Source organism: Devosia subaequoris, assembly GCF_014197055.1.
In the GTDB taxonomy this organism is placed as follows: domain Bacteria; phylum Pseudomonadota; class Alphaproteobacteria; order Rhizobiales; family Devosiaceae; genus Devosia; species Devosia subaequoris.
On the sequence record NZ_JACIEW010000006.1, the window covers coordinates 61,080 to 73,502 of the forward strand.

At 63.7% G+C, this 12,423-nt stretch carries 14 protein-coding genes; 4 read left to right on the forward strand and 10 right to left on the reverse strand.

What is annotated here, in order from left to right; translation table 11 throughout:
• Positions 1 to 132 precede the first annotated feature (132 nt).
• From GGR20_RS12700 to GGR20_RS12715, 4 genes are all read left to right on the forward strand, one after another.
• On the forward strand, positions 133 to 825 hold the full coding sequence (locus GGR20_RS12700) for a FadR/GntR family transcriptional regulator (protein WP_183311733.1): 693 nt from the start codon (positions 133 to 135) through the stop codon (positions 823 to 825).
• A 128-nt stretch (positions 826 to 953) separates the two neighbouring features.
• On the forward strand, positions 954 to 1,856 hold the full coding sequence (locus tag GGR20_RS12705) for a sulfurtransferase (protein WP_183311734.1): 903 nt from the start codon (positions 954 to 956) through the stop codon (positions 1,854 to 1,856).
• A 93-nt stretch (positions 1,857 to 1,949) separates the two neighbouring features.
• Positions 1,950 to 3,164: a YeeE/YedE family protein gene (locus tag GGR20_RS12710; RefSeq protein ID WP_183311735.1), complete on the forward strand. Its 1,215-nt coding sequence runs from the start codon at positions 1,950 to 1,952 to the stop codon at positions 3,162 to 3,164.
• A gap of 427 nt (positions 3,165 to 3,591) precedes the next feature.
• Complete coding sequence (locus GGR20_RS12715) at positions 3,592 to 4,173, forward strand: DUF6969 family protein (protein ID WP_420827447.1); 582 nt, start codon at positions 3,592 to 3,594, stop codon at positions 4,171 to 4,173.
• On the opposite strand, the gene GGR20_RS12720 is transcribed toward GGR20_RS12715, so the two are convergent.
• The 10 genes from GGR20_RS12720 to pcaD all read right to left on the reverse strand — a co-directional run bounded on the left by GGR20_RS12720 (position 4,159) and on the right by pcaD (position 12,286).
• Complete coding sequence (locus tag GGR20_RS12720; protein WP_183311736.1) at positions 4,159 to 4,878, reverse strand: copper homeostasis protein CutC; 720 nt, start codon at positions 4,876 to 4,878, stop codon at positions 4,159 to 4,161. The genes GGR20_RS12715 and GGR20_RS12720 overlap by 15 nt on opposite strands.
• Entirely contained in the window at positions 4,875 to 5,789 is a 915-nt protein-coding gene (locus GGR20_RS12725) for an ROK family protein (RefSeq protein WP_183311737.1), read from the reverse strand. Before GGR20_RS12725 ends, GGR20_RS12720 begins: the two co-directional genes overlap by 4 nt.
• Positions 5,790 to 5,888: 99 nt before the next feature.
• Entirely contained in the window at positions 5,889 to 7,091 is a 1,203-nt protein-coding gene (gene pcaF, locus GGR20_RS12730; protein ID WP_183311738.1) for a 3-oxoadipyl-CoA thiolase, read from the reverse strand.
• 1 nt (position 7,092) lies between these two features.
• Positions 7,093 to 7,764, reverse strand: coding sequence for a 3-oxoacid CoA-transferase subunit B (locus tag GGR20_RS12735; protein ID WP_183311739.1), 672 nt, complete (start codon positions 7,762 to 7,764; stop codon positions 7,093 to 7,095).
• Entirely contained in the window at positions 7,761 to 8,483 is a 723-nt protein-coding gene (locus tag GGR20_RS12740; RefSeq protein WP_183311740.1) for a 3-oxoacid CoA-transferase subunit A, read from the reverse strand. Before GGR20_RS12740 ends, GGR20_RS12735 begins: the two co-directional genes overlap by 4 nt.
• A gap of 156 nt (positions 8,484 to 8,639) precedes the next feature.
• On the reverse strand, positions 8,640 to 9,668 hold the full coding sequence (locus GGR20_RS12745; protein WP_183311741.1) for a 3-carboxy-cis,cis-muconate cycloisomerase: 1,029 nt from the start codon (positions 9,666 to 9,668) through the stop codon (positions 8,640 to 8,642).
• Between the two features lie 88 nt (positions 9,669 to 9,756).
• Positions 9,757 to 10,368: a protocatechuate 3,4-dioxygenase subunit alpha gene (gene pcaG / locus GGR20_RS12750; protein WP_183311742.1), complete on the reverse strand. Its 612-nt coding sequence runs from the start codon at positions 10,366 to 10,368 to the stop codon at positions 9,757 to 9,759.
• A 1-nt stretch (position 10,369) separates the two neighbouring features.
• Positions 10,370 to 11,116, reverse strand: a complete 747-nt coding sequence (gene pcaH / locus GGR20_RS12755) for a protocatechuate 3,4-dioxygenase subunit beta (protein WP_183311743.1) — start codon at positions 11,114 to 11,116, stop codon at positions 10,370 to 10,372.
• On the reverse strand, positions 11,113 to 11,502 hold the full coding sequence (pcaC, locus tag GGR20_RS12760; RefSeq protein WP_183311744.1) for a 4-carboxymuconolactone decarboxylase: 390 nt from the start codon (positions 11,500 to 11,502) through the stop codon (positions 11,113 to 11,115). The genes pcaH and pcaC overlap by 4 nt, the downstream gene beginning before the upstream one ends.
• A complete protein-coding gene (gene pcaD, locus GGR20_RS12765; protein WP_183311745.1) occupies positions 11,495 to 12,286 on the reverse strand; it encodes a 3-oxoadipate enol-lactonase in 792 nt (263 codons plus the stop codon). The genes pcaC and pcaD overlap by 8 nt, the downstream gene beginning before the upstream one ends.
• Between the last annotated feature and the right edge of the window lie 137 nt (positions 12,287 to 12,423).

The window sequence follows — 12,423 nt, forward strand, 5'->3', positions numbered from 1 at the left end:
CCCATAGCCATCCGGTCTTGTGCCGGACTTCCGATGCCAGCATGAGGTAATGGCAAGTTCGCCTGGCTGTCAAGTGGTCAGACCAGTAGACAGGCGGACGGCTTCTGTTTATGAGTTGGCGAGGGGAGAACCATGAAACTTCAGGCCGTATCCAACCGCAAACTCTATATTCAGATCGCAGACCAGATTCGCGATCAGATCGCGGCTGGCGCTGTGGAGGCGGGGCAACAGCTTCCCTCCGAACGCGAACTTGCGCTGAGCCTTGGCGTTTCCCGACCGACAGTGCGCGAAGCCCTGATCGCGCTTGAAGTGGCCGGACTGGTGGAGGTGCGCGTTGGCGTCGGTGCCTTTGTCCGGCAGCGCGAGAGCAGCACGAATGCTCTGCCGGAATTGAGCTCCTCACCGCTTGAGATCACCTCAGTGCGTCGCCTTTTGGAACCCGAGGCAGCAGCCCTGGCCAGCCAGACCATTACGCCCGAAGGCAAGATCCGGCTCGAAGAGACCCTGAGCCGGATGCGGCACGAGACTGCGACCGGGCGCTGGTTGGTCGAGAGTGATCGCATGCTGCACATGACACTGGCCGATGCTTGCGGCAACGCAGTGCTGCGCGAATTGCTTGATGGCCTGTGGAAGGCCCGTGGCGACGAGCTCGACACCCGGTTTCATCAGCACCTGATCGAAACCGGCACGGTACGCGAACACATTCTGATTGACCATGAGGCGATTGTTGCGGCGGTGGTCGGCGGCGACAGCGAAGGTGCGCGGTCTGCCATGGCGCAACACCTGGACTTTGTTGCCGATGCCATGCTGGAGGCCTGGGAGTAAGCCATTGCCCCGCGCGCTGCGGACCACAGTCGAAATTTCCCCGTTTCGAACGGAAATTGGGTTCCAAGACTTCGCTTTGACAACCCAAGTTCTATAGGTTTGTGACAAACAGACTTTGGAGTTCTCCCATGCGCCTTTCCACCTTTGCCACCGCCGCTGTGCTGGCCGTGACCCCGATTGCCGTGCAGGCTCAGGATGTCACCCCGCTGGTGAGCGCTGAATGGCTGAAGGCTCGTGCCGGTGACGACAATCTCGTCATCCTCGACATTCGCGCCGACATCGAAAACACCGATCTGGGCGAATTGCCCTATATCGCCAACGCCGTTGTTGCCCCGTACAACACCGCCGGCTGGCGCACCGAAATCGAAGGCGTGCCGGGCCAGATCCCGCCGGCCGAACAGATTGCCGAACTGATCGGGAGCCTGGGCATTGATGGCGATGACCATGTGGTGATCGTGCCATGGGGCACCGACAGTTCCGAATTCGGTGGCGCAACTCGCGTCTACTGGACTTTCAAGTATCTCGGCCATGACGAGGTTTCGATCCTCGATGGCGGCTGGCGCCAGTATGACGCCCAGGGCGGCGAGCGCGTGGCCGAGGCCAGCGTGCCGGAAGCGGCTGAATTCCCCTATGAAGTACGCGAAGAGCTGCGGGCCACCACCGCAGACGTGGAAGCGGCACTGGCAGCAGGTACAAAGCTGGTCGATGGTCGGCCCAATGCGCAGTTCATTGGCGAAGCCAAGAGCCCGGTTGCTCGCGTTGCCGGCACCATTCCCGGCGCCTTGAACCTTGAGAACTCCGCGGTCTACAGCGCTGAGTATGCCAGCTTTGCCCAGCCCGAGACCATTGCTGCGCTGGCCGAGGGCATCGGCCTGGGTGCCGATGAAGAGAACATCGTCTTCTGCAATACCGGTCACTGGGCGTCGGTGGTGTGGTTTGCGCTGCACGAAGTAGGCGGCAACAAGAACACCGCCATGTATGATGGATCGATGGCTGAGTGGACGGCCGATCCGGCGCGCCCGGTCGAATAGACCGAACCCCACAAAGGTCAGACGCCAGAATGGATGTTGCGCCCGACCGGCGCAGCATCCAAAACGTGTTCAGCACAAGAAATCAGAAGCACCATGAGCGACATATCCGCATCCGGTCCTAAATACCTGCCCCCGGTCCTACCCGACCGCTGGCCCCTGATTATCGCCACAGCCGTGCTTGTGGCAGGTTTCCTTATGGTGACCAGCCTGGTCGATCTACGCCAGGGTGCGCTGTTCCTGATCGGTGGCGCGCTAGGCGCCACCCTGTTTCATGGCAGTTTCGGATTTACCGGCGGCTGGCGCCGCATGGTGGTGGAAAAACGCGGCCGTTCGATGCGGGCGCAGATGCTGATGATCGGGGTGGCCGCCATCGCCATGATCCCGCTGGTTGCCGCCGGTTCGATCGGTGGGCAGGCCATTGTTGGTGCCGCTGCGCCGGTCGGGGTTTCCGTTCTGCTCGGGGCGGCCATGTTCGGCCTGGGCATGCAATTGGGCGGTGGCTGCGGCTCAGGCACCCTGTTCACCGTTGGCGGTGGATCGGCACGCATGCTGGTGACGCTGACATTCTTCATTATCGGGGCGCTGATCGGAACGGCTCACCTGCCGTTCTGGCTGGAGCAGCCCTCGCTGGGCACATTCAGCCTGGGGGCCGAAATCGGCATTGCCGGCGCACTGGCTGTAACCATTGCGGCCCTGGCACTGGTGGCGCTTGTCACCGCGCTGATTGAACGCCGTGCGCATGGTAATCTTGAAGCCGAGCCAGTGCCGGCCCGCCCGGGCTGGAGCTGGCTGTGGCTTGGCCCCTGGCCGCTGGTCGGCGCCGGGCTTCTGCTTGCCCTGCTCAACATCGCCACGCTGCTGACCGCCGGTCATCCCTGGTCGATCACCTATGGTTTTGGCCTTTGGGGTGCAAAAATCGCGCAAGGCATCGGCATCGATGTCGCGAGCTGGGAATTCTGGACCTGGCCGGCGCAGGCCCAGGCGCTCAACTCCTCAGTGCTGGCCAATTCGGTTTCGGTGATGAATTTCGGCCTGGTCCTGGGCGCCGCCATTGCAGCCGCGGTCGCGGGCAAGTTCGCGCCCAAGGCGAAACTGCCGCTCGGCTCCCTGCTCGCTGCAATCCTGGGTGGCCTGCTGATGGGCTATGGTGCCCGCCTGTCATTCGGCTGCAATATCGGCGCACTGTTCTCGGGCATTGCCACGGGGAGCCTGCATGGCTGGCTGTGGTTTGCTGCCGCCTTCGCCGGTTCATTCGCCGGCGTTTGGGCACGCCCCCTGTTTGGCCTTGATGGATTGAGCCGCAAATGAGTTCGCGCAACACACTTCTTTTCGGCGCCGCACTGGCCGTTTCGACCGCGGCCATTGCCTATGACCATGTGACCAATCCGGTGCCGCCGCGGCCGACCGCTGAAACCAGCGCCAGCGCCGGCGCTTCGCCCTGCTCGGCGGGCGCCGCCCCATGTGCGGCCGGAGCGCCTTGCGCCGCTGGGGCGCCTGTCAAGGCTGCACCGCCGCCACCGCCAGCAGCCGCGCCTTGCGCCGCTGGGGCACCTGCCAAGGCCGCTCCGCCACCGCCGCCGGCACAACCGCCAGCAGCTTCGCAAAAGGCGTTACCTCCACCACCGCCAGCCGCGCCGCCAGCAGACGCTATGCCGCAATTGGCACCGCCACCTCCAGCCCCGAAGCCACTTCCGGACGGGGCAGACGAAGCGCCGGACCTGGTGGTATCTGGCTGATGAGCGCCGCCCGGGATCAGGCCCGCACGGAAATCGCCTTTTGCGAGGCCGTCCTCGCCAAGGGCGGGCTCAATGTGCTGAGCGAGACCTTTGCGGGCGTCACCGACATTGCCGCCTGGGAACATTATCCCCCCGGCGAGGTGTTCGATCCTGCCAGCAATGCGCAATGGTTCTATCATTGCCACCCGGCCGAGAAAGGCTCGGCCGAGCATGGGCACTTCCATTGTTTCCTCCGTCCAGAAGGACCGGAAGGCCCGATCCATCACCTTTGCGCTGTGGGTGTTGATGCCCATGGGCGGCTGGTGCGGCTGTTCACAGTCAATCAATGGGTGGTGGGCGATGACTGGGCGGATGCGGATACCACCATTGCGCTGCTCGCCCAATTCGACATGCAGATGCCGCGCCCGTCCTATCTGGTCAATCGCTGGCTGACGGCGGTGCTGGTGGCCTATGAGGACGAGATCGCCGCGCTGGTGCGCCAGCGCGATGCGGTGATCGCGGCGCATCAGCCACCGGAGGGCGTTGCGGCCCGCGAAGACCGGGCGCTGGAAGTGACTTCAGAACTTCTACTGGGCCGCTAAAGCGGCCTTTAGTGCGGCAACCTCGTCGAGGCTGGTGGCGCGGCGTGTCGGACTGACGAAGCCAAGGCGCTGCGCAGCGTCGCTGTCGGGTGGCACTGACGCGGAGCAGGAGCCATGCACGGCGCCCAGCGGTATGCGACCAAGGATGTGCGGCGCGGTGGCCGCATTGACGCCTGCTCCGGCCATGATGGTGATGCGCCCATCCGCAACCTTGTTGGCGAGTTCGAGGTCGCCAATGCCTTCGAGTGCGCTCGATGCGCGGCCCGAGGTGAGGATGGTGTCGAAACCCAGGGCAATGGCCTGCTCGACCGCTACGGCAAAATCCGGCACCAGGTCGATGGCGCGGTGCAGGGTTTTCTGCATCTCGCCGGCTTCATCGACGAGGCGTTCCAGTTTCTCAAGGTCGAGCCGCCCATCGGGCAGGTTGGCGCCCAGCACCACGCCGGCAAGCCCGGCCTGGCGCGCCGTCTCGATATCCCCCAGCATGACTTCGAGGTCGCCGGCGGTGAAGACGAAGTCCCCTGCACGCGGACGGATCATGGCGCGCACCGGTACCGGTGCCCTGCCCGCCAGCGCCATCAGCCCGGCCTGGGGCGTGAGGCCACCCAGTTCGAGTACCGAACAGAGTTCCACCCGGTCGGCACCGCCAACAATAGCGGCGGCAAGGCCCTCGGCTGTATCCACGCAGACTTCGAGCAGGGTCATGCCACTCCCTCCGAGAATGCCAGGCTGGCCGCGCCGATCAACCCGGCGTCGACGGTCAATTGGGCGGGGACCACGAGCGGGCGATCAATATTGCGCAGGATACGCCGGCGCACCGCCACATCCAACCGGGAAACCAAGCCATGGGCATTACCAAGGCCTCCACCAACCGGAATGATGTCGGGTCCGACGATATTAACGGTCAGCGCCAGGGGAAGCGAGACCAGTTCAACATAGAGATCGAGCGTTTGCGCGGCCTGGGCGCCGCCATCTTCCCATTGCGCCACGATGTCCGTGCTCGGCAGATCGGTGCCATGCAGGTGTTTGTGCAATTTCTCGATGCCGCGTGCGCCGCCAACGGTGTCGACGCAGCCCTCAAGGCCGCAACCGCAGGGCAGATGCGGCATGTCGAAGGGTGGGACACTGACCCCAGTGGCGACTGCCGTACCATGTCCCCACTCGCCGGAGAGGCCGCCGCCGCCGCGGAACAGGCGGCCATCGGCAACAATGCCGCCGCCCACTCCGGTGCCCAGAATGGCACCGAAAACCACGCGGTGGCCGCGCCCGGCGCCGGCAAATGCCTCGGCCAGGGCAAAGCAGTCAGCATCATTGGCGACAAGCACCTGGCACCCAAGGCGCGCGCCGAGATCGCCGGCCAGATTGTGCCCATCGATGCAGGGGATATTGGCCACTGTGACCAGCCCCGTTTCGGGATCGACAACGCCGGTGACAGAAATGGAGATCGGGCTGCCGGTCGGGGCGCCACCCTTTTCGATGAGATTGGCAACCGCCGCGGCAAAGGCTTCGAAATTGTCGCGCGGCGTGGGCACGCGGCCCAGCGGCACCAAGGCGTCTGGACCGGTCGCGGTGGCCGCCTTGATGGTGGTGCCGCCAATATCGAAACAGGTGATCATTGTGCCGGGGCCTTTTTTGCCCGGCATTTAGTCCGGATGCGCCCGCACGATCAAGCGCGGGCGCCCAAGAATGGCCGGAGCGCACCCAGAGTGCCGAGCCTATACGCGTTCGAGACCGATCGCGATGCCCTGCCCCACGCCGATGCACATGGTGGCAAGCGCTCGGCGCTTGCCCGATAGGCTGAGTTCCAGCGCTGCGGTGCCGGTGATGCGGGCGCCGCTCATGCCGAGCGGATGACCCAGGGCGATTGCGCCGCCATTGGGGTTCACGCGGGCGTCGTCCTCGGCAATGCCCAGGTCGCGCAGCACGGCGATGCCCTGGCTGGCGAAGGCCTCGTTAAGTTCGATGAGGTCGAAATCGGCTGCTGTCAGGCCCAGGCGGTCGAAAAGCTTCTTGCTGGCCGGCGCTGGCCCCATGCCCATGATGCGCGGCGGCACGCCGGCGGTGGCGCCGCCCAGAATGCGGGCGATGGGGGTGAGGCTGTGCTTTTTCATCGCGGCTTCGGATGCAATGATCAGCGCAGCCGCACCATCATTGACACCCGAGGCATTGCCCGCTGTCACCGTACCATCAGGGAAGAGCGGCCTGAGCTTGGCCAGGGTCTCGACCGTGGTTCCGGAGCGCGGGTGCTCGTCGGAGTCGACAACGATGGGGTCGCCCTTGCGCTGCGGGATGGTCACCGAGACGATCTCTTTTGCGAGACGGCCGTTCTTCTGTGCGGCGACGGCCTTTTCCTGGCTGCGCACGGCAAACGCGTCCTGCGCGTCGCGGCTGACGCCGAATTCGCGCGCCACGTTCTCGCCGGTCTCGGGCATGGAATCGACGCCATATTGCGCCTTCATCAGCGGGTTGACGAAGCGCCAGCCAATGGTGGTGTCGTAGATTTCGGCATTGCGCGAAAAGGCAGAGGTGGCCTTGGGCATGACGAAGGGGGCTCGGCTCATGGACTCGGTGCCGCCGGCGATGATGAGGTCTGCTTCACCCGACTTGATCGCGCGCGCCGCGGTGATCACAGCATCCATGCCGGAGCCGCAGAGGCGGTTCATGGTGGTGCCGGTCACGCCGACCGGCAGGCCGGCCAGCAGCGCACTCATGCGGGCGACATTGCGGTTTTCTTCGCCAGCGCCATTGGCATTGCCGAAGATGACGTCGTCGACGGCTTCCCAATCCACCGATGCGTGCTCGGCCATCAACGCCTTGAGGGGGATAGCGCCGAGGTCGTCGGGACGAACAGCGGAGAGCGAACCGCCGAAGCGACCGATGGGGGTGCGCTTGTAGGCGCAGATAAAGGCCTCGGTCATCTCACAGCTCCGGGGCGACGAGGTCGCCGATCTGGTCGGGAAGAACGAGTTCGGCGCCGGTAACGGCCTGAAGCTCTTCGACGCTCATTGTGGGCAGCTTTTCGCGCAGCACGAAACGTTCATTTTCGATGTCCAGGACGGCAAGGCTGGTATAGACGCGCGTAACGCAACCCACCCCGGTCAGCGGCAGCGCGCAGCGCTTGACCAGCTTGGGGCGACCATCCTTGGTCACATGATCGGTAATGACCGCGACGCGCTTGGCGCCGTGCACCAGATCCATGGCGCCGCCCACCGCCGGCACGCCCTTGGGGCCGGTCGACCAGTTGGCGAGGTCGCCATTTTCGGCCACTTCGTACGTGCCCAGGATTGCCACATCGAGATGGCCGCCGCGCACCATGCCGAAGCTGTCGGCGTGGTGGAAGAAAGCCGCGCCGGGCCGAAGCGTGATCGCTTTCTTGCCGGCATTGATGAGGTCCCAGTCCTCCTCGCCCGCGGCAGGCGCCTCGCCGAAATTGAGCACGCCGTTTTCGGTGTGGAAGATGGCCTGCTTGCCCGGCGGCTGGAATTTCGCAACCATTTCGGGGAAGCCGATGCCCAGGTTCACATAGGCACCATCCTCGATGTCCTGCGCGGCGCGCCAGGCGATCTGGGCATTGGAAAGCTTGCTGGTCATGCGTAGGCTACTCCTTGCCGCATCAAGGCTTCTTCCTGTTGGGGCTCGGTAATCTCGACTACTCCGTCGACGAAAATGCCAGGGGTGACGACATGTTCAGGGTCGATCTCACCGGGCTGGACGATCCTGGTCGCCTGCACGATGGTTTTGGCGGCAGCGGCGGCCATAAGCGGGGAGAAATTTCGCGCCGCCTTGCGATAGGTCAGATTGCCCAGCGTATCGGCCAGCTCGGCCTTTAGGATCGCCACGTCGGCCTTGAGCCAGCGTTCCTGCACATAATGCTTGCCGTCGAACTCGGCGACCGGCTTGCCCTTGGCCACATCGGTGCCGTAGCTCGCTGGCGTGTAAAAGGCCGGGATACCAGCGCCGGCGGCGCGGATGCGTTCGGCCAGCGTACCCTGCGGCACTAGTTCGAGTCCGATTTCACCGGCAAGATATTTCTCGGTGAAGGCGCGCGGATCGGCGGAACGCGGGAAGGAGCAGATCATTTTGCCCACCATGCCCGCGTCGATCATTGCGGCAATACCAATGCGGCCATTACCGGCATTGTTGTTGACGATCGTGAGGTTTTTGGGGCTGCCGGTGGCCTTGAAGCGATCGATCAGCGCGTGGATGAGCTCGATCGGCGCGCCGGAGCCGCCGAAACCGCCAACCATCAGCACCATGCCATCCTCGATCCCTGCCACCGCCGTGGCGAGATCGGAAATTGTCTTGTCCATGGGCAAATCCTTTCCGAGAGGGCGAGCCTGTTCTGACAGCAAGCGGGACGCAACGGAAATGAAATGCGCCGCCCCATCTATAGCCTTGCGGTTATGAGAAAGACCGTTTGCGCTGGCAATTCAGCAGGATCGCGGCCAGTTGCATAACCTTGAAACCTAGTCGAGGCGCAATTGATCGAGCAGTTTTTGCGCGAGCCGCAGGCTGGCGCCGGTGTTGATCAGCATGGATGGCAGGGTGAGCCATTCGAGCGTCCAGGCAGCCCCGGAACGTTCGTTTTCGTGCAGCTGGGCCTGGGCCAAGGTGCCGGACAGGCCGGCATTGGCGCGCGCCAGCGCAACCAGCACCTCGGCATTGACCGGGTTGGACTTGTGCGCCATGGCCGAAGACCCCCCGCCGCCCGCCAGCCGGACCGCGGCGACTTCGTTCTGAGCCAGCAGGGTCACATCGACACCCAGCTTACCGAGTGCGCCGGTAACCTGCGTGAGCAGGCTGCCCAGCGCAATGATCGGATCGCGCGTCGCCTGCCAGGGTGTGGCGAGACCCAGATCGAGGCGTTTGGCCATTCTGGCGGCAATCGCATCGCCAAGCTCGCCGAAGCTGCTCCGATCGCCCACCGGACCGCCGAGCTGGATCACCAGCAGGCTCCGCCGCAGGCTGGCAATGGACTGCAATTGACGCCTGAGCGGTTCGGACCAACTGGCAAGTTTTGCAGCCCAGGTGGTGGGCAGTGCCACCTGCATGCGGGTATGGGCCATGAGTTCGCGCGTACCATGTTCTTTGCTCAGCGCGTCGAGCTGGTCGATCACAGCGGTCAGGCGCGCCTCATAGACAACAAAGATACCGGCCAATTGCAGCATCAGGGCGGTGTCGGTGACATCCTGACTGGTGGCGCCCTTGTGCAATACGGTCCGATGTGGCTCGGCGAGATCCGCCTTCAGTTGTTTCACCAGCGCGGGGACGACGACGCCGTCCTGCGCCATGCCCGCTTCGAGAACTGGCCAGTCCGGCGTGAAATCCTCGATCGCCTTGCCAATGGCCGCCGCTGCTTCTTCGCTGATCCAGCCGGTGTCGGCACTGGCTTCGGCGAGGGCCCGCTCGAACGCCAGCATGGCGTCAAGCTGGGCGGCATCGGAAAGCAGGCTTTCAATTTCCGGATCGCCGGCAAGGGCGGAGAGAAGGGTCATGCAGCAATCCTTGGCCCGGCTTTTGTGTGTAAAGTCGCTCCCCACCCGGCCCCCTCTGAAAAAGGGGAGGCTGGGTGGGGGCTATAGCTCACATATCAAAGAATACAGTTTCCTGCTCGCCCTGAAGGTGGACGTCGAGAGTGTAGGTGGCGCCTTCTCGACGGGCGATCAGGGTTTGGCGGCGGCGCTTATCCATGATCTTGTTGAGCACGAAATCGGTCGCGTTGGCCTCGGCCTCGTCCTCGAAGTAAAGCCGAGTCTGGAGGCCGATATTGATGCCGCGGGCCACGATCCAGAGCGCGATATGGGGTGCCATGAGCTTGCCATCGGGACCGGGCACGCGGCCGGGCTTGATCGTCTCGAAAGTGGCGGCACCCGCTTCGCTCAGCGGCTGTCGCCCCCAACCGGTGAAGGCGGGTACGGCGTTGGAATTGGGGGCGGTCGGGCCGACGAAATTGCCGCTGGCATCGGCCTGCCAGATCTCGACCACGCCATCAAAGAGTGGCACGCCGACGCCATCGAAGACACGGACGGCCACATTGATGCGTTCGCCCTCGACCTCGCCATGGATCATGGTCGTACCGAGATCCTGCGGAATAACCCCGGTGATGTCGCAGAAATTCGGCGTCATGCCGATATGAACATAGGGGCCGGCGGTCTGGGACGGGGTCTCTTTCAGGGTCGGGGTGGGGTGCAGCATGTCAGTTCCCCTCTTTTCTGTTTTCGAACATGGTCGAACGGCGGCCGCGCAGCACGATATCGAAACGATAGCACAGGGCATCCATAGGTGTGGTGTTGAGGCGGTCGAGCCGGGCGGTCAACTGGTCGATCGCGGCCTTGTCATTGATGGTGGCAACGATCGGGCACTGCCAGATCATCGGGTCGCCCTCGAAATACATCTGGGTGATCAGGCGCTGCGCAAAGGCATGGCCGAAGACCGAGAAATGGATATGAGCGGGACGCCAGTCATTGCCGGTATTGGGCCAGGGATAGGCGCCGGGCTTGATGGTGCGGAAGTGGTAAAACCCGTTCTCGTCGGTGATCGAGCGGCCAAAGCCACCGAAATTGGGGTCGAGCGCAGCGACATAGCCCTCTTTCTTGTGACGGTAGCGTCCGCCGGCATTGGCCTGCCAGTATTCGACCAGCGTATTGGGCACAGGCCGCGCATTCTCGTCGAGCACCTGGCCATAAACGATCATACGCTGGCCGATGGCGTCGGTGCCATCCTGGCTGAAATTGCGGATCAGGTCGTTGTCGAGTTCGCCCAGCTTTTCGTGACCGAAGGTTGGGCCGGTCATCTCAGACTTGGTGGGGCCGAGCGAGAGCAAGCTGTGTTTTGGGGCGCGGAACGTCGTCGATTTGTATCCGGGCGTATCCGCCTTGGGATGCCAGTCGCGATCGCGCTGGAACAGCTGGCCGTCGGCCCCGGGTAGAATGATGCCGCTCATTGGGCCGTCTCCTCACGTTTAGCCAGTTCGTGCTTGGCGATCTTGTAGGCACTATTGGCCGCTGGCACGCCCGCATAGACGGCGACGTGCAACAGCAATTCCTTGATATCATCCTCGGTGGCGCCGGTATTGACCGTGGCGCGCACATGCATGGCGAATTCCTCCTCATGGCCCAGCCCGGCCAGCAGGGCCAGGGTCACGATGGAGCGCTCGCGCTTGGAAAGGCCCGGACGCGACCAGACCGAGCCCCAGGCCCCTTCGGTGATGAAGGTCTGAAAGGCGTCATCGAGTTCGGTGGTCTTTGCGGCGGCCTTGTCGACATGGCCGTCGCCCAGAACGGCGCGGCGGGTCGCCATGCCGCGATCGAACAATGACGTATCAGCCATGGTCGGCCTCCTTGAGAAAGTCCTGGATCAGGTCAGCCAGATGTGCCGGCTGTTCGATGGATGGGATATGGCCGACACCGCTGAGGATCTCGAAGCGCGAACCGGGTATGGCGGTACAATTGCGAACCAGTTCGACCGGCGCCGCCAGATCGGCATCGCCGGCCACGATCAGCGTTGGCGCCTGAATCCGCGCAATGTCTGCGCCAAGATCAGTGTCGCGCAGCGTTGCGCAGGTATTGGCGTAGCCAAGGGGATTGGTGCGCAGGAAGAGATTGCGCCAACCAGCCAGCTCATCGGGACGATGCTGGCGGAAATCGGGGCTGAACCAACGCTCCATGACCGGATCGGCCATGGGTTCGAGGCCTTTGGTGCGAGCCGTCTCGATGCGCGCGCTCCACATGGCGGCGTCTCCCATGCGCGGGGCGGTGCAACACAGGACAAGTGCGCCAATGCGGTCCGGCGCGCGCAGCGCAAGCCCCTGCGCAATCAGCCCGCCAATGGACACGCCAGCCACCGCCACCTTGCCCAGGTCGAGATGCTCGAGCAGGCCTTCAAGATCGTCGAGATGTTCGTCCAGGGCATAGTCACCCTCGGGCGCGTCGCTCAGCCCGTGGCCGCGCTTGTCATAGGACAGACAGCGATAGCTGTCGGAGGACATGGCGATCACTGCATCCCAGATGCGCGCATCGGTGCCCAGCGAATTGACAAAGACCAGCGCGGGGGCGCCCTCAGGACCCGTCAGGCGGTAGTGCAGCAAAGTGCCGCTGATACGGACAAATGGCATGGCTTCCTCTTGCCCCTGATTTAAGGGAATGCCAGCGCAGGTGTAAAATGATATGTCCGCCCCATACGATAACTCCGGGATTATTGAATTTGCACCGGTAACCCCGAATTTGCTATCAAAAGCGCAGATGGCATAAC

What these genes read in the sequence shown, in the direction of transcription:
- GGR20_RS12700 (WP_183311733.1), top strand. Translation starts at nt 133, where the DNA reads ATGAAACTTCAGGCCGTATCCAACCGCAAACTCTATATTCAGATCGCA.
- GGR20_RS12705 (WP_183311734.1), top strand. Translation starts at nt 954, where the DNA reads ATGCGCCTTTCCACCTTTGCCACCGCCGCTGTGCTGGCCGTGACCCCG.
- GGR20_RS12710 (WP_183311735.1), top strand. Translation starts at nt 1,950, where the DNA reads ATGAGCGACATATCCGCATCCGGTCCTAAATACCTGCCCCCGGTCCTA.
- GGR20_RS12715 (WP_420827447.1), top strand. Translation starts at nt 3,592, where the DNA reads ATGAGCGCCGCCCGGGATCAGGCCCGCACGGAAATCGCCTTTTGCGAG.
- GGR20_RS12720 (WP_183311736.1), bottom strand. Translation starts at nt 4,878, where the DNA reads ATGACCCTGCTCGAAGTCTGCGTGGATACAGCCGAGGGCCTTGCCGCC.
- GGR20_RS12725 (WP_183311737.1), bottom strand. Translation starts at nt 5,789, where the DNA reads ATGATCACCTGTTTCGATATTGGCGGCACCACCATCAAGGCGGCCACC.
- pcaF (WP_183311738.1), bottom strand. Translation starts at nt 7,091, where the DNA reads ATGACCGAGGCCTTTATCTGCGCCTACAAGCGCACCCCCATCGGTCGC.
- GGR20_RS12735 (WP_183311739.1), bottom strand. Translation starts at nt 7,764, where the DNA reads ATGACCAGCAAGCTTTCCAATGCCCAGATCGCCTGGCGCGCCGCGCAG.
- GGR20_RS12740 (WP_183311740.1), bottom strand. Translation starts at nt 8,483, where the DNA reads ATGGACAAGACAATTTCCGATCTCGCCACGGCGGTGGCAGGGATCGAG.
- GGR20_RS12745 (WP_183311741.1), bottom strand. Translation starts at nt 9,668, where the DNA reads ATGACCCTTCTCTCCGCCCTTGCCGGCGATCCGGAAATTGAAAGCCTG.
- pcaG (WP_183311742.1), bottom strand. Translation starts at nt 10,368, where the DNA reads ATGCTGCACCCCACCCCGACCCTGAAAGAGACCCCGTCCCAGACCGCC.
- pcaH (WP_183311743.1), bottom strand. Translation starts at nt 11,116, where the DNA reads ATGAGCGGCATCATTCTACCCGGGGCCGACGGCCAGCTGTTCCAGCGC.
- pcaC (WP_183311744.1), bottom strand. Translation starts at nt 11,502, where the DNA reads ATGGCTGATACGTCATTGTTCGATCGCGGCATGGCGACCCGCCGCGCC.
- pcaD (WP_183311745.1), bottom strand. Translation starts at nt 12,286, where the DNA reads ATGCCATTTGTCCGTATCAGCGGCACTTTGCTGCACTACCGCCTGACG.